11 protein-coding genes are annotated in these 21,209 nt (G+C 36.2%); 1 reads left to right on the plus strand and 10 read right to left on the minus strand.

The genetic code is table 11. The annotated features are described in order from the left end of the window. Nucleotides 1-59 precede the first annotated feature (59 nt). Nucleotides 60-140: a DUF3945 domain-containing protein gene (locus ACSVH5_RS12590; RefSeq protein ID WP_438061891.1), complete on the plus strand. Its 81-nt coding sequence runs from the start codon at nucleotides 60-62 to the stop codon at nucleotides 138-140. Between the two features lie 69 nt (nucleotides 141-209). Here ACSVH5_RS12590 and ACSVH5_RS12595 read toward each other — a convergent pair whose 3' ends face one another. From ACSVH5_RS12595 to ACSVH5_RS12640, 10 genes are all read right to left on the minus strand, one after another. Further along, complete coding sequence (locus ACSVH5_RS12595) at nucleotides 210-1,382, minus strand: beta-ketoacyl synthase N-terminal-like domain-containing protein (RefSeq protein ID WP_438061765.1); 1,173 nt, start codon at nucleotides 1,380-1,382, stop codon at nucleotides 210-212. Between the two features lie 509 nt (nucleotides 1,383-1,891). Then, nucleotides 1,892-3,163 (minus strand): adenosylmethionine--8-amino-7-oxononanoate transaminase, encoded by a 1,272-nt coding sequence (gene bioA / locus ACSVH5_RS12600; protein ID WP_438061766.1) that lies wholly within the window; start codon nucleotides 3,161-3,163, stop codon nucleotides 1,892-1,894. 319 nt (nucleotides 3,164-3,482) lie between these two features. Further along, nucleotides 3,483-4,100, minus strand: a complete 618-nt coding sequence (gene bioD / locus ACSVH5_RS12605; RefSeq protein WP_438061767.1) for a dethiobiotin synthase — start codon at nucleotides 4,098-4,100, stop codon at nucleotides 3,483-3,485. Between the two features lie 114 nt (nucleotides 4,101-4,214). Then, on the minus strand, nucleotides 4,215-5,375 hold the full coding sequence (locus ACSVH5_RS12610) for an aminotransferase class I/II-fold pyridoxal phosphate-dependent enzyme (RefSeq protein ID WP_438061768.1): 1,161 nt from the start codon (nucleotides 5,373-5,375) through the stop codon (nucleotides 4,215-4,217). Nucleotides 5,376-5,900: 525 nt separating this feature from the next. Then, nucleotides 5,901-6,941 (minus strand): type IX secretion system outer membrane channel protein PorV, encoded by a 1,041-nt coding sequence (porV, locus tag ACSVH5_RS12615; protein ID WP_438061769.1) that lies wholly within the window; start codon nucleotides 6,939-6,941, stop codon nucleotides 5,901-5,903. A 128-nt stretch (nucleotides 6,942-7,069) separates the two neighbouring features. Next, nucleotides 7,070-14,851, minus strand: coding sequence for a S8 family serine peptidase (locus ACSVH5_RS12620; RefSeq protein WP_438061770.1), 7,782 nt, complete (start codon nucleotides 14,849-14,851; stop codon nucleotides 7,070-7,072). Between the two features lie 707 nt (nucleotides 14,852-15,558). Continuing rightward, nucleotides 15,559-17,088: a tetratricopeptide repeat protein gene (locus tag ACSVH5_RS12625; protein WP_438061771.1), complete on the minus strand. Its 1,530-nt coding sequence runs from the start codon at nucleotides 17,086-17,088 to the stop codon at nucleotides 15,559-15,561. A 415-nt stretch (nucleotides 17,089-17,503) separates the two neighbouring features. After that, nucleotides 17,504-17,785 carry a F0F1 ATP synthase subunit epsilon gene (locus tag ACSVH5_RS12630; protein ID WP_024979835.1) on the minus strand — a complete coding sequence of 94 codons (282 nt, stop codon included), beginning with the start codon at nucleotides 17,783-17,785 and terminating at the stop codon, nucleotides 17,504-17,506. A 92-nt stretch (nucleotides 17,786-17,877) separates the two neighbouring features. After that, nucleotides 17,878-19,389, minus strand: coding sequence for a F0F1 ATP synthase subunit beta (gene atpD / locus ACSVH5_RS12635; protein WP_438061772.1), 1,512 nt, complete (start codon nucleotides 19,387-19,389; stop codon nucleotides 17,878-17,880). 257 nt (nucleotides 19,390-19,646) lie between these two features. Further along, nucleotides 19,647-21,200, minus strand: a complete 1,554-nt coding sequence (locus ACSVH5_RS12640; RefSeq protein ID WP_438061773.1) for a G-D-S-L family lipolytic protein — start codon at nucleotides 21,198-21,200, stop codon at nucleotides 19,647-19,649. Nucleotides 21,201-21,209 lie beyond the last annotated feature (9 nt).

Raw genomic sequence — 21,209 nt, forward strand, 5'->3', positions numbered from 1 at the left:
GACGCAAAGCTTTAAACAATTAACCATTAACCGATTAAACTCTTTTTAAAATCCGTTTTATCAGTGAAATCCGTGGCAAAAAATTTAACCGCAAGGAGCGCGAAGATTTACGCAAGGGACGCAAAGTTTTAAATAATTAACTCTTTAAAATCTTGGCAATCTGTGAAATTTGTGTCTAAAATTTAATCGATTAAACAGTTAACCAAATTTTACAAACTCAACAACACCGAAACGGCATTACCCCCAAAACCAACAGCGTTGACTAAGACTTTTTTGACAACCCTTTCAGAGTTTAAAACTCTGAAAGGGTGACTATCGCTAAGAAAAGGTACCCCAATAAACTGCTGGTGTTGCAGCATCAAAATAGCCATTTCGACACTTAAAATTCCAGAGGCACCAAACGTGTGGCCTATTTTCCATTTATTGGTAGTGAGTAATGGTAACTGTTTTCCGAAAATTTTTTCTATGGCACGATATTCTGTCAAATCCCCTTTGATGGTACCTGGCGCGTGCATTACGATAGCATCTACTTCGGATAAAGGGGTGTTTTGCAAAGCCATTGCCATCGATTTTTGAAAACAAATAGCTTCTGCCGAAATTGAAATGTTATGCTCCAAAATTTCTGTGGCGTAACCAATGCCTTCTATGAAAGCCAAGGCATTCTCTTTTTGTCCTACTTCTAAACAACATACTGCTGCACCTTCACCCAAAACCAAAGTATTTAGCTTTTTATCCAAATCCAAAGCACGGTTGGGGTACTCCTCTTTATTTTGAGTATAAATCTTCAAAGCGCGCATTTGAGCTATTGTAAAATCAGTCAATGGTGCTTCGCTACCACCAACCAAAAATTGATTTGCCATTCCTGCTCGCAACCAAGCGACTCCATTGAGTAAAGCATGCAAGGCTGTTGAACAAGTAATGGAATGCGAAATTTCGGGACCAGTACTTTGCAAATCATGCGCTACCCAAGACGAAATATTTCCCAAAGTAGTAGTTGGTGAAGCTAAAGTTTGGGCTTTGCCGGTCGTTAAATATTCCTGAAAATGTTTTTCGAACAAATCGGTGGCACCTCGCGAAGAGCCAATGTTGATACCAAAACTCCCTCCTTTTTCCCAACCTGCCTGCGCTATCGCTTTTCTTGCCACCACCATAGCATACAACACCGATTTATCCAATGATTTGTACTTTATATCTGTTTGTTGTAATGCCAAAACTTCTTGTTGTGAAGCAGCATCCAAAGCAGCCACGCACGTATTTTGGTGGTCTAAAAACTGCTCCGAAAAACAAGTTTTAGGATGTTGATAGTTTTCCCAAATGGTCTTCGGGTCATTGCCCAAAGGGGAAATGGAGGACAGGGCGGTTATAGAGATAATTTGTGACAAAATAGACGATTGTAATTTAAGCGCAAAGGTCGCAAAGAATTACAGAAAGTCCACAAAATAATTAAAAATCTATACCAATTGATTTTAGCTATGCGCATAAATGTAACACTGATGACGCGGATTTTTAATATAAAACTCAGATTGCACAAATTTGCACAGATTGAAATTGAAAGACAATCGGTGTGTATTTTATCCATTGGTTTCTGTGGCTCTTAAAAAAATGGAACACGGATGACACAGATAAAGCGGATGGACGCGGATTTTTTTTGGTATTGAAGATGATAAACACATATTGCACAGATTTACCTCAAAACCCAAAACTTTGCTTGCCTTGCGTAATCCTTTACTTGCCTTGCTGTTAAAATTAATAACCTGATGGAAACTCGGATGACGCAGATTTAATTATACCAAAATAAAAATCTGTGAAAATCTGTGGAATCTATGTCTTTTTCACCTCGAAGACTCTACAGTTTTAATTTGTGTCAATTCGCGAAATTCGTGTTTAAAAACTATACTATTTCCAAAGCACTTTCGACCACTTCATACACTTTTTGCAACTGAGCATCGGTAATAACATAAGGCGGCAAAATGTAAACTATATTCCCAACAGGTCGAAGAATTACTCCATTTTCAATAAAAAAATCGTAGAGTTTATTACGCAAAGAACCATAATAACTCGCTGCGCCATCGGTTTTAATTTCCAAAGCGAAAATCACCCCAAAAACTCGGGTAGTAGTCACTTTTGGATGGATTGCTATATGCTTTTGAAAGTCCAAATGGCGTTGATGAATGCGCTGAATCTTGGACTGCATCGTTTCGGTTTGCAACAATTCGATACTCGCTAGAGCAGCAGCGCAACCCGTTGGATTTGCCGTAAACGTATGCCCGTGAAACAAGGCTTTATTGATATCATCATCATAAAAAGCATCGAAAATGGTTGTTGTGAAAGTCGTAATCGCCATAGGAATAGTGCCACCAGTCAAGGCTTTAGACAAACACATCATATCGGGCAAGGTTTTCAAATAATCGCAGGCGAAGTTTTTTCCGGTTTTACCAAAACCAGTCATCACTTCATCGGCTATGGTCAATACTTGGTTTTCTTTACAAATTTGAAGCAAGTTATCCAAAGCTTCGGGTGCATACATAACCATTCCTGCGGCACCTTGTAGTAGAGGTTCAAAAATAAAAGCTGCGCAATTATAATCGACAATTGCTTTTTGAAGCGCTGCTATACTTTCCGCTTCCTTCCCTTTCACTGGAACGGGAATCCGAACCACATCAATCATCATTCCTTGAAAAGCTTCGGTAAAAAACGAAATACCACTCGCCGCCATTGCAGCAAAGGTGTCGCCGTGAAAAGCATCTTCAAAAGCAATAATGGTTGTTTTTGAAATTCCTTGGTTAAAGTGATACTGCAAAGCGACTTTTATCGCTATCTCGACAGCGGTAGAACCATTGTCCGAAAAAAAGAGTTTTTGCTGATTGCTAGGTAAAATCTCAATCAATTTCTCGGATAAAACAACAGCAGGTTCGTGCGTAAAACCTCCAAAAAGCACGTGCTCTAAGGTGGTAAGTTGCTTATAAATGGCATCTGCAATAAACCGATTCGAGTGGCCATAAGGATTGACCCACCACGATGCAATGGCGTCAATATATTCTTTCCCGTTTTCATCCCACAATAAAGCGGCTTCGCCACGCACAATGCCGACTGGTAAAGCTGCTGTTTTATGTTGCGTATACGGATGCCAAAGGTGTTTCTGGTCTCTTGCTGTTAAATTCATAGTGTTAAAGAAGATAGAGTAAAGAATATAGAGTATAGAATATAGAATATAGAAAATAGAAAATAGAGGAAAGACTTTACCTTATATTTTTTGACAAAGATAGAAAGTCTATGCTCTTTATTCTATATGACTGTCCGTAACTCATACCAACAGTCTAAATAATAACAATATACTTTGCGTCTCTGCGCCTTTGCGTGAAATTGGGCTCGCAAAGTCGCGAAGACGCAAAGATCATATTTGTGAAAAACATTCAACAACTAATTTATTCTGTGAAATGGTACTAGTCGCGGATAGTCATATTATTCTATATTCTAATTTCTTATAAACTCAATAATTGCTCTCGAAACAAATCGGCATATTCGGCAATTACATTCGTATCAAAATAGGGCTCTTGGTCGATTCTTCCGATGCATTTTACTCCTGTTTTGCTTAAAATAATCGATTCGGTTGCTTGATTTTCATCTCCAGAAAAAACAATTCCTGCTACAGTAATGTTTCGATTTTGTAAGGCCTCAATAGTCAAGAGTGTATGATTGATACTACCCAAATAATGACGGGAAACCACAATCACTTTGTAATCGGTTTGAATCAAATCGGCAATGGTATCGTTGGCATTCAAGGGAACTAAAATTCCACCAGCGCCTTCAATTACCAAATGGTTTTCGGTAACTGGCTCTTTAATCTGAGTGGTATCAATGGTGATACCGTCTATTTCTGCAGAATAATGCGGGCTTGCAGGTGTATGCAAAGCATAACTATTGGGATGAAAAACAGTCTTTGGATTGGACACATAGGCCTTAACTTTATGACTATCGGAATTATCTAAATCGCCTGCCTGAATGGGTTTCCAATAATCGGCTTCTAAAGCTTGCGTAATGATAGCGGCTGCAACGGTTTTACCTACATCGGTACCTATTCCTGTAATAAATAATTTCATATTTTTTTGTTTCACAAAGATTCGCAGAGCAAAATAAGTAGCGTAAAGACTCACAGATATTTCTCAAGGCAACTAAGTAATTTAGGCGGCGAAACTATGTATTTATTAAGTGATTTAAAAAACAAAAGTACTCAACAATGACAATACTTGTGTCATTTCTTCTTTCGAATTGTAGCTGTGTAAACAAAAACGCAAGCGCTCTTGTCCTGCGGGAACCGTTGGGGAAAGTATAGGTCTTACATCAAATCCTTTGTCTTGAAGTTGTTGGGCTATGGCTTTTACAGTAGCATTTCCTGGAATTATAGCCGATTGAATCGCCGATTTACTTCGAACGAAAAGTGGTTTCAAACTGAGGCGGCTTTTTTCTTGATTGAAAAAAGTAATCCGCTCTTTCAATTCACCAATTGCTGCTGCTTTAGCATCCAAATTTTGATAAGCAGTAAGAATTGTTGCAACAGAATGAGGAGAAAGCCCGGTGGTGTAAATAAAACTTCTAGCAAAATTGACCAGATACGATTGCAATTCCATCGACCCCAAAACCACTGCTCCGTGACAACCTAGACCTTTACCAAAAGTCATGATTCGCGCAAAAACTTGAGTATGCAACCCTAGATGTTGTACCAAACCTTCTCCTTTTTCGCCAAAAACCCCCAACGCATGCGCTTCGTCAATAACCAAATAAGCCTTATGTTTTGTGGCTACTTGTACCAGTTCTTCAACATTTGGACAGTCTCCATCCATTGAAAAAACGGATTCGGTAACAATGTAAATTTCGTTGTGCAAATTACCACGACTGCGCTCGACATGACAACGTTCTAGCAACAACTCCAAATCCTCGAAGTCGTTATGCTTGAATTTATAGGCTTTGGCATGAGATAATTGAATTCCATCCCTTATCGAAGCATGACACAACTCGTCGTACAAAATAAAATCCCCTTTTTGGGGTACCGCACTAAAAAAACCAACATTAGCATCATAACCAGAATTAAAAAGTAAGGCGGATGCTGCGTCATGAAAAGTAGCTATAAAATCCTCCGCAATTGCATAAACAGGATGATTTCCGGATAGTAAACGTGAACCTGTTGCACCATTTTGATTGTAATGATGCTCCACTAAAAAATCGTGGGTTTGCTTAAAAATGACTTCAGACTTTGAGAAACCCAAATAATCATTAGAAGCAAAATCAATCCCATCTGATGGCGAGGGTAATTTGCGTAACGCATTATCTTTCTTGCGTTTGTTTACTTTGTCCAGCAAGTTTTGAGGTATATTCATCCGACAAAAATAGCAAAATTAATGACAGTCAAGAAATGTTACCATTGGCCAGCCAGGGCAAAAGCACCATTAATTTTTTCGCCACGAATTTCAAGAAAATGGAAAAACTTTGACGGCAGCTTGGCTAACTTTTTTTCCGCTGATTCGCTGATTTTCAAAGAATACTAAAAGTGTTAGATAGAATTACAACTTGGTGACTTGGCGAGAAATAAAATGACACCGATTACACAAATTGACACAGATTACGACTTGGCGGCTTGGCGACATTGCGAGAAAAAAAACTGCACGAATTGAAACTTCTATTGGCAGATTTGTGCTATTTATGGCACTATTTATTTTTTATGTCATGAATGGCTAGCCATTCGATAGGAACTTTAAGCTTGCAAAATTGGCAGCAATACCATGAGTAACCCTTTTTAGATTTAGCATAACAAAAAAACCGTTACAAGTGTTTACTTGTAACGGTTTTAAAAAAAACAATAAATAAAAACAAAAAAATGAATAGAATTTTTTTAAATAAATTTTTTAATTTTTGATCTCAGCTGTTTTTTTGGCATGGCTCAAATTAAATGCAACTGAAAAACGCAAGGTATTGTCTAAAGGAGTGGTGCGTCCGGAAACAGAAGACAAATAAGACAAGTCAAATTGTGCTCTTTTAACTTTGATTCCAGCACCAAAGGTTAGGAAGTTAGCCGTACCAATACGGTTAGTATCATTAAAATAACCTCCTCTGAAAGCAAAATGATCTTTGAATGAATACTCTAAACCAAATCCAGTAGTTACATGTTTTGCGTTTTCAACTAATAAACGATTGAACTCAAGAGAAGTAGCTAATTTGTTTTCATCATCAAAAATAAAATCAAAACCTCCTCCAACTTTTAAGTTCATTGGTAATGGGCTTTTGATAGCAGAATCTAAATTATAGTTTAAATTAGGTCCCATATTAGAAACATTAAATCCGGCTCTCCAAACGCCTTCAAACGAAGCGTAAATTTGTCTTTGAGATTGGTAAAAACCAGCAACATCTACGGCAAAAGTTTGTGCTGCATCAGAATCAGAATTATCTTCTTGGATTTTAAGATCAGAACGAACATAACGTCCGGTAACCGACATTGCAAAACTCTCACTTAACTTCAAAGCATAGGAACCGTCTAAGGCCAATTCGGATGGATTTACAGTTACCCCTTGATCAAATTCAGTAGCACGAAATGTTGTTTCACCAAATCCGAAATAACGTAACCCGATGGCATAAGTGCTTCGATCATTGATTTTATTAAAATAATTCAAATTCAATAAAGCAATATCATCAGATAAAGAAGTTAGATAAGGCGAATAGCTAAATGCAAAACCTAACGAGTTTTCTGAAAAAGGGTATTTGGCTGCATTCCATTGTTGAGAATACGTATCAGCTGAAGTAGCTACACCTGTATCACCCATACTTGCTCCTCTTGCATCGGCAGAGATTAACAAGAAAGGAGCTCCGGTGACCACTGGCTTCTTTTGATCTTGAGCGAATACATTCAGCACTCCGAAGAGCATTGAACATAATAGAATTATTTTTTTCATGTAGTAATTATTAATTTATTGTAATAAAATACGTTTTGCGATACAAGCTTACTGCTTATCTAATTTTGAAGTCCATAAGACTTGTATCGCGCTACGTATTGAGATTCTTTTATCGTTGATTAGTCTATTTATCTTTTAACAAATTTCACGATAGAAGAAGTACCTTCTTGACCGCTAACTTTTACAAAATAAACACCTGTAGTTAACGCACTTAAATCAAACTCGCTGTATTTCTTGTGGTGTACATCTTTCACTTCATATCTTCGAACTATAGATCCTCCGAAAGAAACGATTTCTACAACCACATCACCAATCCAACGGTTTTCCCACTTAATGTTAATGGTGTTTACCACAGGATTAGGGAAAATGTTCAATTGGATATCCTTAATTTCACTAACAATTACAGAAATCAGTTGCTCAGCCGTTGCTCCATGAATATCAGTTGCAGTAACTCTCAACACCGATTCTCCATTTTTCAAACTTTCCAGTGTGAAATCAGTCGCAGTTGAAGTAAGCGTTGCTAAAGAAACATCTTCTAAAACAGCACTATAAGTCAATGGATCTCCATCTGCATCAATGAAATAATCTTCAAATGGTAGGGTTTCAAGATCACCAATTCTACTAAATTGAATTGATTTTGCACCTTGAGCCACTGGAGCTCTGTTATTGATAACCGTTACGTTTATGGTTTGAGTTACGCTCAATCCAGCTTCGTCAGTAGCTTTTAAGGTAATCACCGTTTGGCCAACACCTTTAGATTCTACCACAAAAATGCCTAAATCAGCCCCTAAGGTTACAGATGCAATGGCATTATCAGCTACAGTAGCTTCAAAAGTCAACTGATCTTGGTCTAAATCTGCCAAATAATCAGCAAAATTAAGACGGTCAAATTGATTCAATTTAGTATACATTAAAGCATCCGATTTAATAACGATTGGTGCGCGATTCGTATTTTGAACTAGCACTTTCATTGCCATATCTTTAGATGCCCCGTATTCATCAAGAGCTGTAAAACGTAAGGTATACGTTCCTGCATGGTCATAACCTGGAGCCATAGTGATGGCTAAATCTTGGCCAGTAACTTTGAATGATGCCCAAGTAGGTAATGCAGCTGCAGTGATAGTAAACTTATTATTTTCTACATCTACCACTTTAACAGTTTGGGTAGCCGTACTGTTTTCTGCAATGCTTACTTCGTCCGGGATTCCATTGAAACTTGGTGCTTCATTAACATGCATTTTAATAGAAGTTACCCCTACTTCTTGAACAGGATCGTTAGTTCTCACATTTAATTTAGCAAATTGATCTCCACGTGAACCAAATGCCGCTGTAAAATCCAACGTTACTTTTGCACTTTCGCCTGGAGCTAAACTTCCAGATGTAGCACCATTGATGGTTACCCATTTGTTTTCAACAAATTTTTCTTCAACAGCTCTTACCATCCATCCGTATCCTGGGAAGGCATCAGCAGCTTGAATATCATACCAAGTGCCATCCACATCATACATATAGCGTCCGTAGGTATTCTCAATTCCTTTAATAGAACCTTGAGCAAAAGCCAATTCGTATGGATAAGTAATAATCACATAGAAATCTTCGTTTGGTGACAATCCTTTAGGTTCTACTAACGGAAGTGTGATCCACTCACCAGCATTAGTTCCTGCTGTAGTATAATTTACAGAACCTTGAGCAATAACCGCTGCTTTGGTAATATCTGATCCACCGGCACGAATTTCATAATTGATCACCCCTGCTGGTTTTTTACTTGCTCCAATATACGTTTGGAAGTGAGATAATGTAAATCCATCGATACCAGCATTGAAACGAGTTCCAGTAATAAATGGTTGTGAACCATTAAATCCAATAAAATTATCAGGAGCCGTTTTGCTTTCGTAAGCTAGTATTCTGTTAAAGTTATTTACTGATGCAACTGCAATACCATCTTTAGGCGCTGGAATTGATTTCAACAAAGAGGTAGCCGCAGTATTTTTAACCAAATTACCAAGTGCTTCTTTGCGAGCATTCGCTCCTAAAATACCGGTACGTAAATAATCAATGCTTAATTCATAGTCTAATACTCCTTCTCCATTCGCATTATCAAAAATTGCATACTGCGTATCTTTATCGGTTAACAAATTCAAGTTACTAGTTACCGATTCGGTTTGCATCGTTAAAGCTGGTGGTAAGGTTACTACTGCTTTAATCGGTAGTAGTAATTGTGATACTGTAGCATTACTTTCAATAACAAGATTGTCGTTTACAACATTTGCTGTCATTGGAGCATAAGTTACTCTATAGCTTGTACTTTCACCTGGAGCGATTGCTGGCAATCCACCCCATAAATAGTCAATGTTTGTCCAACTCCAAGAACCTGGGAATGGCCCCCATCCTGGCGTATATTGATACACTTCGATAGTGTAATCAAAAGATCCGCTTTGAATAGTCATTGCAGAAGGATACAATGTATCACTTCCATTATTAGAAAGTTCGAATTCTTTGGTATGGCTTACCTCTGGGTTGACCATAATTTTACCATAATCAATTTCAGATACAGAAGCAGCAATAACAGCAGCACCATTAACCATTAAGCTAACCGGTTTTTCTAGTAGCTCTTGATTTGGAACATTGGTACGAATTTTCAAATTCCCTTCATAATATCCAGCATTCAAACTAGTAGCATCGATATCAATTTGTGCAGCCAAAATGGTACCTGCTTTCACTACATGTTTTTTGGCAGGGCTAATGATGTAAGCTAAGCCGTTTCCATGTACTAAGTTGGCATTCGTTGAAATTGCTACAACATCACTTTGATCCTCATTTTGTAAACCAATTGTGGTAATGTTAGAGGTCAAATCATTAGTTCCATTTACTTTATATTGGAATTTCATTGTGCCGTTCGAGTAGAAAATTACTTGAGCAGACATTGGGTCACCAGTACCTCCAAAGAAGTTAGTAAAATACTCCCAAGAAATCACAAACTTATCAGCATCACTATAGTAATACAGTCCAGCACCATCTTCTTTTGAACTGAAAATATCTGGTGCACCAAATGTCCAATAAGGAGCAACAATTGTTTTGAAAGTGGTATTTGGTAAAGTTCTATCATGAATAGCCAACTCGGTTGGTTTGTCAAAAGTTACCATACCTGATTGTCCAATATAAACTTCACTATAGGATTTACCATAATACTCTATTGCCCAAGGCAACTGTACTTTTGTCCAAAATTTATCGATATCTAAAATATCACCCAATTCAATTGAAGTTCCTTTTTTGCGAAGGTCCATCCATTGGTAATCTGTACCATCATTTTTGGTTTCAACAGTATAAGTAAAGTTTGGCATGCTAGCATTTGTAGCTACAGGAACAGACATGGTCATCCAGTTGTTACCTGTTGCCACCAATTCTAAATCGGCAATACCATTATTTTCAAATTGAATTGTATGTTTCGATTTTTCACCATGATTTAATGACTCGTTAATTGCATCTAAATTAGTTACTACAATCCCTGGAGGATCCAGCACCACACCGCTTAACGTAATGGCATAATCTACATTGTTACTATCCTTGAAACGCAATACATCACTCAATGAAGCTACTGTATTGGTTGGCATACTTACTTCTATCATTTGCCCTAAACCTGGAGCCAATACAATCGGACTTGTTGGCATGTTCACCACTTGAAATTGATTAGTGTCTAATGCAAATGAATTCAAGCTAATAGGAGCAGTACCGGTGTTTTTAATTCCAAAAGATTTTTTTGCTATAGCTCCTTGGAATACATCACCAAATGATAATGCAGTATCGGTCAAAACTACTTTAGCAACACCACCACTCGTAATATTCAATTGAATTAATGGCAATACTTGAGTAGTAAATGGGTCAGAAGAAATAATATTCAAATACCTATTAATCATTCCTTCAGTAACTGTAGACGTATTCATGGTTACTTCTAGATCCGCTTTTTCGCCAGGCAATAATAAACCGCCAGCATTTGAAATAGAGGTAATAATGTTTGGTCCAGGATAATCAAAACCAAGTGCTAATCCAGAATAAATTGGTCTAGATTTAGTATTATTATGCACTAAAATACCATCTTGTTGATCAAAATCTTCAATTAAAACATTTGTATAATTCAAAGACCAACTATCATAAGTAATGTTGTCATAGAAGAAACGAATATTACCATCAGCATACAATACCATTTGAGCTGTTAATGCACCAGACCAACCATCTCCAATGTTTGTGAATTGTACAATTACCTTGTCTGATTCCACTTTATAATGAACAGAACCTCCCATACTTAAATCAACATAAGTTCCCAAAGGTGAAATATACCCTTTTGGAGAGTAAGGCGCTTCATTTAATCCAGGATCATTAATTGGATTAATAGAATTATCAAAAGCAGTAAATCCTTTATGACTTACATACAAAGTCTTCATTTTTTTAGTATAATAAGGGAATTCAAATCCCATTTCTACTGGAAAAAATCGATTCTTATCCGCTTTGAAATAATTGGTGATATCAGTACCAGTGCTAGAAATATCGGTGTATTCGTAAGCTACTGGAGTAGTTTCTGTAGGTTCATTAGAACGGAATTTGTACCCATACTTATGGTAATCACCTTTCCAATTCGCTGCAATTCCTGATTGATCATAATTTGGCACAAAATATTTTAATGCCGCTTGTCCTTTATTCTCAACGGTTACAGTAGCTTTTACTTGGTCTCCTAGTACGATATTATCAACTAATTGAGTCATTGGAGTCACTTCTACCTTAGCAGGAGCTGTACTCACACCAAACAATACCACACGTAAAGAAACTGGACTACTAAATGAAGTAAGTGTTAAAACTCCATTGTCATTACCAATAGTAGAAGGTTTGTATTTTACTTTCAATACTACTTCTTCTCCTGCCGCAATACGCCATGGAGCCCATCCCACTAATTCAAAATTTGGATTTGAAATTTGGACGTTTACATTATTAAAATTACCAAAACCAGTATTTTTAACAACCAACTCCATTTCTTTTGTCAATCCTGAAAATACACTTGAAAAATCCAAAGCATCTTCAGCTTTCAATACCGGTTTTTGACCACTTACCTTTAAAGTTACAGGAACTTTAAATTCTTTATTGGCTCCGTCATTGGATCTAAAAATAGCATTAGCATAATAAGTACCATTGATTAAATTGGTACCATCAGCTGAAAGTGTTGTTTTTTGAGACGTATTGCCAGACACTTCACCATTTGAAGGGTTTAATGTTAAGTATTGACCCAAGTAAGCATTTCGGCTTATCGCTGCAGTATTATATGCAAAATATTTACTTTGCAAAGCATTTTCTAGAGATCCCCAAGATTGTCCTAAGTCAAAAGAAATAAAACAATTTTCAGATCCTGAATCTACAGTTTCATATCCTACTCCTAACGGATAAAGATTTCCTGAAGGAACATGAAAAACAACATAAAATGTTTCGCCTTGAACAAAATGTATTTGTTCGTCTAATTGAATAAATGCATAATCTTCACCGGCATTCCAAGGAGAGTATTCTTGTGCATAAATCACATTCTTTTTATTCAGTTCCGTGCCTTTGATGATTTCTACAATTACAGGGCCTTTAGCAGGATCTAACTTTAAGTAGCTTTCTACATGAGTTAAATTGAAACCATTTGGGTTGGTAACCACAAATTTAGTCGCAGATGAATTGGTCAAAGAAATATCAGTATCCCCAATTAAGTTGGTTGGGTAATCCGAATACCTCATTTCCTCCGGTGTAAATGTGGCTGCAGTTGCAGTTGTACTCGTTGGCGCAACAGCGGTTGTGGTAGGTTTGGTAAAAGTTGCATTAACTTTGGCCACTTTACCTAAAGAAGCAGCTTTAGCCGTCGTTAGCTTAGGATAGTTTAAAGTTTTAGAAGAAAAAGAAAGGAAGGTTTCTTTATGACGAGTAGAGAATTCCCATCTTAAAATCCCATCAGCATTATTCAAAACTGTTAAATCATGGGTTCCTTTGAAAGCAGAACCGGCATTAACATCAATATAAATATCTTTACTGTTGTCATCCACATCAATTTTTGGACCTTGATTGGTAGTACCCATAACACTGTTAGAAATGTCTGATTGATTTTTCCAACGGTCTACGGCTACAACCGCAAAGTAATAATTGGTTAGACCTAACAGGTTATTTACTGTAAAGTTTATCGTTTCTCCTTTTAAAGCAGCACTTTTGAAGGTTTCAACTGAAGCTGCTGCCAAATTACTTTTTGAAATTGGCGAAGTATGATAGTATACTTTATATTCTGTTGGTTGAGCATCATCAGCATCTGCTGGTACTGTCCATGACAAATTAGCAAACTCTTGTGAAATTCCTTTCAAACTTAAATCAGAAATTGTTTCAGGTGCTAATCCTTGATTGTTTTGTATGGCTAAGAAAGCATCGATATGCCCCACACCTAATTTACCTTTGTAATTTGGATTGTGACTATCGATATCTACAACTCCAGTTAATAGTTTTGTTTTCAAAACTTCAGGAGTTAATTGTTTGGTTCTATTTTGAATGGCTAAGGCTGCAATACCTGAAACGTGCGGACAAGCCATAGAGGTTCCTTCAAAAAAACCATATTGGTTTTTTGGTAGCGTACTCAAAACTCCATTATTTCCTCCAAGAGTCATTTCTCCTCCTGGAGCAGCAATATCTACCCAAGTACCATAATTAGAATAAGTAGCTCTTTTCCAGTTGGGTCCAATTGCACTTACGGTTACCACATTGTCATAATATCCAGGATACCATAAATCATCAGAATCACTATTACCTGCAGCAAAAATTACAATTCCACCGCGCATTGGGCTATTTACAAAATCCCCAGCTTCAGCAATAAAATAGTCGATTGCATCTTTCATGGAAAGCTCAAATTGACCAGGAGTAGTATACCCCCAGCTGTTTTGAGAAATGATAGCGCCATTATTTGCGGCATAAATAAAAGTTTGGTCAATACTTCCACCACCTAAACTTTGTAAAGACATTACTTTTGCACCATCATTTTTACCACTACCTCCAGCTACACCTGCAACCCCAATTCCATTGTTGTTTACAGCTGCTACCGTACCTGCTACGTGAGTACCGTGTGGTTGTGCATCAATAATTGGGCTTTTCTTGTCAAAATTCCACCCATTCAAATCATCTACATAACCATTGTTGTCATCATCTACACCAACTTTTCCGTTCAATTCAGCGGTATTCACCCAAATGTTCGCTTTCAAATCAGGATGGTTCACATCAACTCCTTGATCGTGGATAGAAACCACAATATCTGGACTACCTTTTACAACATCCCAAGCCTTAAATAAATTCACACTTGATCCATTGGTATATCCCGTTTGACCGGTATTGTTATAATGCCATTGATCCCCTAATTTTGGGTCATCAAAATAAGCTGCAACTGCTGAATTGCGTGTTGTATTCATATTTACCGTTTTAAACTGGTAATTAGACAACACTTTTTGTCTTTCTACTTCAACAGATTGTAGTTCAGCAACTCCTTTAAAGTTTTGAACTACAGCTTTTGGATCCATGCTAGGATCGAATTCAACGACATACCACAAATCGAGTTTGTGTTTCTTTAATTTAGCCTCTAACCTTGGATTGGCATTTTCCGGGAAGAGACGTTGCATTTTCCTTACGCCAACTTTAGTCGCAACTTTATCAAAAGATGCAATTCCAGTGGTCGGCTTTGTTCCTTTGGCCGAGTTGATGTTTTTTAAAGTTTGAGGTGTTAACCCAGAAAACTTAACTTTAATTGCACCTTGTTTCACTCCTTGCTTAAAGGTAGAAACCTGACCAAATGAAAAAACAGTCCAAAGCGTAAAAATCAAAAACCACAAGAAAGGGTTTCGCTTTTTGTAAAAATTTTTCATTTAATTGTTTATTTAATTAGTAATCTTTTTTGTGAATTTCAAAACTCAAACAGCTTTAAATCGGTGGTTATTTAAAAACTGTTTCAATTCCAAAAGTCATTTTGAATTTATTTGTCAAACAATGATAATAAAATAAGTGTTTAACCAAATTTTAACGGCATTACATTTTATATAACACCTCAAAAATCACCATTACAATTACAATACATTATTTTGTAAATAATTTATTTACAGTAATTTAAATGAGTACAAAACCACATAAAAAATGAAAATGAAAAATAAAAAACCAACAAAAAATGAGTATTGTGAAGTAAACAACTGTTAAGTTTTTTAACAATTAAAAGGAAATCCAACTATTCTGGATCAAAAACTTTTGCTTTTAGGAACCACAAGTTAAAAGATAAAAATAAAGGGCAATAAAATGGTTGCGACTAAGAATCAACACAATAGCAAATACAAGCAAATAAAAACACATTGTAGCCCAAAAAATTCAAATAGTAGCGAGAAATAGCATGAAAATACTACAATAGTATTAAACAATAGTGATTCAAACGGTTACGAACCAGCTAAGCAATACAGAATCGGGTGCAAAAGCAGCAGGAAGTTTAAAAATAATGTCGTAGTACAACAGGAAACTAAAAAAGGCTTTACTTTTCAAGTAAAACCTTACATAATAATGCATAAAGAAAACCCTTTTAAGCAGGATTCTAAATAGATTCTAAAAAATTGATCAAACTTACTTCTTCATTTTGAATATTAAGTTTTTTACGCAAACGCGCTCGAGCAACATTTAAACTGTTATAGGATTGTCTGGTTAAAGAACAAATCTCTTTAGAGGTCATATTCAATCTTAAAAAACCACATATCCTTTTTTCATTAGTCGTCAAATCTGGATATTTCTCTTTCAAGCGTTCATAAAAATCATTATATACTAAATTAAAACGAACTTCAAATTCCTTCCAAACATCTTCATCTTGGGCATTTTTAATATCAAATATGATTTTCTTTATAAATTCTTGGTCCTCTTTCTTAACCTGCTTTTTCAAAGCCATTAAGCGATCCGAAATTTCAACAATGAGCTCGTTCTTCTTTAACAAATAAATAATATTCGTGGTAAGCTCCTTGTTTTTGAATTCTAATTCCCTTTTTAAAGTATATTCCCTTAAGGTAAATTCTTTGTTGCTCAACTCAGCTCTCTCTTTGGCTAATTGTTGAATTTTAGCTTTTGAACCCTGCAAACGGTACATAATAATAACTATGATTATACCCAAGAATAAAACGACAGCGATACTAATAAACAAAAGCTCACGCTGGTCTTGAGAGGCTTTAGCAATTTGATTTTTTTTGTCAAATTGATACTGCATCTCAGATTGAATCATTTTTTGGTGATTCTCTTTATTAAAAAGACTGTCACTTAATGCTTTATAAGCAATATGATATTGATAGGCTTGCTGATAATTTTCTTTTCTTGCCATTACTATACTTAACTCTTTCAAGACCTCTTCTCTTGCAGAGGAAGCATTGGCAATACGACAATATTTTAAACTAATTAAAAAATTCTCAAGTGCTTTATCTAATAGCTCTTTGTCTTTATAAAGCAATCCCAAATGATAATACGACTTACATAAACCATAGACGTTGTTTTCCTTTTGACGAATGCGAAGCGCCTCAACAAAGGTTGCCTCGGCTAATTCGAATCTTCTACTTTTTAAATAAATCAAACCCATATTCGAATATACAGAAGATAAATTTTGTACATCATTGACTTTTTTACTGTACGTAGAAGCTTGAGTAAAATACTCCAGGGCAGTATCTAATTGATTTTTATTATCATATATAATTCCAATATTATTGAGCAGTTTGCCTTTAAAAGCATACACTTTTAGTGTGTCTGAGCCAATTTTTTTATCTAGATACCCATTGACTTTATTAAAATGCAACAGTGCTTTATCAAAATTATCTTGATAAAAATACACTAGCCCTATAATATTGTAAACTTTTAAAACATCTAATGATACCGGATATTCTTCATAGATATTTAATGCTTTAAATTGATAATCCAAACAAATATCATGGTTTCCTTTCAATAAATAAACCGCTCCCAAACGAGAGTATACTCTTGCCAAAAGTGTATCAGAAATGTTTTCTTTAAAAAGAAGTGCTTTGTTATAATAAAATAAGGCGGAATCTAGGTTTTTTTTCTCTAATCGCTCCCCTTGTTTTAAGAGTAAACCCACCTTTACACTAGGTTCGGAATTAGACTGATATATTGTAGTAAATTTATTGCTTTTTTGTGCAAAAAGTAACTCACAAAAAAGAAATAGATAAGAAATATGTAAAAAAGGGTGCTTCAATTCAAATAATTTTAGCTAAAATATGGATATTTTTTGAGTAATCAAGGTTTCTTAGTTGGCAAAGCTTAAAATTAAACCGATAAATCATCATAAAAGAGTAGATGATGTCTTTAATCAATCAAAAAATAAGTACCAATCGGTCGACATAAAAGTTAATGCACTACCAACAACTCTTTTTCAAAAAAAATACATAGAATTGAAAATTATACAACTTTGGAGGAAAACTCCAAAAAAAAAGGTACTTTATAAAATAAAAAAGCCCAACAAATGTTGGGCTTAAAATCTAATTTATATTCTCTTAGTCTGCTAAAAGAATCAATTTATTGTCTTTCATTTCAATTGTTCCAGACTCGATATCAAGTGTGTATAATTGATTAGAAACTTTTTTAAATTTAGTTTCTCCTTCGCTTATAAAATCAAAACTATTGGCTGCAATTTTTACAGTTCCTTGTTTTAGTAACGAGACAATTGGCGCGTGATTATTCAAGATTTGAAAACTTCCGTCTACACCTGGAAGAGTAATAGAAGTAATTTCTCCATTAAATAATTTTGCTTCTGCTGATACAATTTCTAAAATCATAACTTTTTTTTAAATTCCAAATTATAAAGTTCCAAATCCCAATTTTGGAATTTGGAATTTTTATTTTTTGATGTTTGTCAAGCTATGCTTGATTAAGCTTCGGCTAACATTTTCTCTCCTGCTTCGATCGCTTGCTCGATAGTACCTTTAAGGTTGAAAGCAGATTCTGGCAAGTGATCCAATTCACCATCAATAATCATGTTAAATCCTTTGATGGTATCTTTAATATCAACCAAAACTCCAGGAATACCTGTAAATTGCTCCGCTACGTGGAAAGGTTGAGACAAGAAACGTTGTACACGACGTGCTCTTGCAACCGCCAATTTATCATCTTCTGATAACTCTTCCATACCAAGAATCGCGATGATATCTTGCAATTGTTTGTATTTTTGAAGAATTTCTTTAACTCTTTGTGCACAGTTATAGTGATCATCACCTAAGATATGAGGAGTCAAAATTCTTGATGTAGAATCCAATGGATCTACCGCAGGATAAATACCTAACTCAGCAATTTTACGAGACAATACTGTTGTAGCATCTAAGTGAGCAAAAGTTGTTGCTGGTGCAGGGTCAGTTAAGTCATCCGCAGGAACGTAAACCGCTTGTACAGATGTAATAGATCCTTTGTTTGTAGAAGTAATACGCTCTTGCATCGCACCCATCTCAGTTGCCAATGTTGGTTGGTAACCTACAGCAGATGGCATACGTCCTAAAAGTGCTGATACCTCAGAACCTGCTTGCGTAAAACGGAAGATGTTATCCACGAAGAACAATACATCTTTTCCTTGATCAGATCCAGCTCCATCACGGAAATATTCAGCGATAGATAATCCAGAAAGTGCCACACGTGCACGAGCTCCTGGAGGCTCATTCATTTGTCCAAAAACGAAAGTAGCTTTAGACTCTCTCATTCCGGGCATATCAACTTTAGATAAATCCCATCCTCCATTTTCCATAGAGTGCATGAAATCTTCACCATATTTAATAATTCCTGACTCTAACATCTCACGAAGCAAGTCATTTCCTTCACGAGTTCTTTCTCCTACTCCTGCGAATACAGAAAGACCTCCGTGACCTTTTGCAATATTGTTAATCAACTCCTGAATCAATACTGTCTTACCAACACCAGCACCACCAAACAATCCAATCTTACCTCCTTTAGCGTAAGGCTCAATCAAATCGATTACTTTGATACCTGTAAATAAAACTTCAGAAGAAGTAGATAAATCTTCGAATTTTGGAGCAGGTCTGTGAATTGGCAATCCGTTTTCACCAGTTTTAGGCAATTCACCTAAACCATCAATCGCATCTCCAACCACATTAAACAAACGTCCGTAAACGTCTGGACCAATTGGCATTTGAATTGGATTTCCTGTACCCACTACTTCATAACCTCTGCTCAAACCATCTGTAGAGTCCATCGAAATGGTACGAACGGTATTTTCACCAATGTGAGATTGCACTTCTAGTACCAATAAAGTACCATCTTTTCTTGTGACTTCTAATGAGTCATAAATTTTTGGAAGTTCAACATCCTTACCGTTGAAAACTACGTCTACTACTGGGCCAATGATTTGGGCAACTTTTCCTATTACTTTAGACATTACTTATGTATTTATTAAATAGCTATTTAGGTTTGTGAAATTCATCTTCAGAAATCAGGTCTTTCAGATGCTTTTTTCCGTGTGCAAAGATATATTTTTTAAAATACATAATCAATACCTTTTTTTTAAAAAAAATGATATTTTTTATCAAACTCACAAAAGCAGTCCTCTACTTTCATCAATTTCATTATTCACCATAAAAAAACCACCTGCATTATACAGGTGGTTCATTAGGTTATTGCTTTTTTATTTGGTTTTTATAGTGATGCTGGATATAAGATACGATACTGACCAACATTTACATCTTTAAAGTTCGAACCATATTTCGCATTAATAGCTTGTGCAAAATAATTAGATATGATTGCATAACCTCTTGGGCTAGGATGCACCCCATCTAATGAAAACATCCCCCCAAATATGAAAGCTGAAGTTGTATTGAAACCATTAAATGTTATTCCAGGTCCTGCGATTTGATCCATAATTGGTCGTAAATCTACAAAAGCTAATCCCTTTGCATCTGCTACCGCCTTGATGGTTGCATTGTAAGCATCGGTTGCAGCTTTGATTTCCAAAAACTCTGAATTAGTTAATGCCGTTCCATCACCCATCGGAAATGTAACTCCTACTGTATTAAAACCAGCAGGCGCTCCTGCTTGAGGTGTACCAATAACACCTCTTGCAGTTAATAAAATAAAGTCTTGTTTACCTGCAGCACTACTTGCGTGTCTTGCTTGACCATAAAGACCACCTAAGGCAGCAGCAGTTCCCGCTCCTAAACTAGGAGTTAAAGCAGCTGTAATTTGTGCAGATATATTAGGCAAAGATTCATCTATTATAAGTAATGGATTGCTTTCTGTAGTTTTCGGGTTTCCATCATCAGCAACTATTGTCGCAAAACGAGCTGGCAATCCTGCTCCACCCAAAGCCGCATTTATACCTCCAAATAATTGATTCAATTGACCCGCTTGTGTTGGGCTTAAACCTGGAATTGGATTAGTTGGCACCGTTGTGAAAAAAGGCAAAGCTGTTACATATGGCAAATTAGCCACAACGCCTTTTGCTCCTTTAGCTGTCATTGCATTAACGATATTAGAAAATACATTAGCAAAAACCGATGGGTCCGTAATATCATTTGCAGCATATGTAGCTGGATTTAAATTCCCTTTTTGATCTTTACCAGTCCCTCCTGAAGTTGCGTAACCCAATACATCATTGCCACCAATCCATAAAGAAAAGAACGTTGGATCTTGAGCAACAGCATCAGCAACTACAGTTGTTGAAGCAGAAGTCGCAAATCTAGCAAAGTAAGGATTAGCTTGACCAGTAGCTACTCCAGCCACATTACCATAACCTGGCGCTACCAAATGGTAACTTTTAGCCCCAGGCACCCCTAAATTATTAAAAGGACCCGTTAGTTTTGTTGTAACTTCTGTAGTAGGTTTTCCTGGAACTGCAACCGGTGCTGAACCATTAAAAAACAATCTAGTACCCGCAATTACATTACCCCCTAACAACAATCCTCCTAAATTGTCCGCCATTAACGGCGTTTTAAATTCTCCTCCACCAGCTAAAGCAAATTGCTGTGCTAATACATTGGCATAGGAACCTTCTTGACCTATTTTAAAAAGAGCATTATCACTATAGCCCGCAGCATAAGAATCTCCTAAAGCAACATATTTAGTTACTACTGCCGTACCTGCCGTTAAAGGTTTTCCATCAGATGAATTCGCATCTATCGTTACTTCATCTTCATTATTACAAGCTACAAATGCTATAGAAGCAAAAAGTAACCATTTGAAATTTTTTATCATTTTTATATA

The sequence above is a fragment of the Flavobacterium sp. RSSA_27 genome (assembly GCF_051547125.1).
Taxonomy (GTDB): domain Bacteria; phylum Bacteroidota; class Bacteroidia; order Flavobacteriales; family Flavobacteriaceae; genus Flavobacterium.

Bases quoted from the DNA above. Each gene is read 5' to 3' on its own strand.
- bioA (WP_438061766.1), bottom strand. From the start codon at position 3,163: ATGAATTTAACAGCAAGAGACCAGAAACACCTTTGGCATCCGTATACG.
- bioD (WP_438061767.1), bottom strand. From the start codon at position 4,100: ATGAAATTATTTATTACAGGAATAGGTACCGATGTAGGTAAAACCGTT.
- ACSVH5_RS12610 (WP_438061768.1), bottom strand. From the start codon at position 5,375: ATGAATATACCTCAAAACTTGCTGGACAAAGTAAACAAACGCAAGAAA.
- porV (WP_438061769.1), bottom strand. From the start codon at position 6,941: ATGAAAAAAATAATTCTATTATGTTCAATGCTCTTCGGAGTGCTGAAT.
- ACSVH5_RS12620 (WP_438061770.1), bottom strand. From the start codon at position 14,851: ATGAAAAATTTTTACAAAAAGCGAAACCCTTTCTTGTGGTTTTTGATT.
- ACSVH5_RS12630 (WP_024979835.1), bottom strand. From the start codon at position 17,785: ATGATTTTAGAAATTGTATCAGCAGAAGCAAAATTATTTAATGGAGAA.
- atpD (WP_438061772.1), bottom strand. From the start codon at position 19,389: ATGTCTAAAGTAATAGGAAAAGTTGCCCAAATCATTGGCCCAGTAGTA.
- ACSVH5_RS12640 (WP_438061773.1), bottom strand. From the start codon at position 21,200: ATGATAAAAAATTTCAAATGGTTACTTTTTGCTTCTATAGCATTTGTA.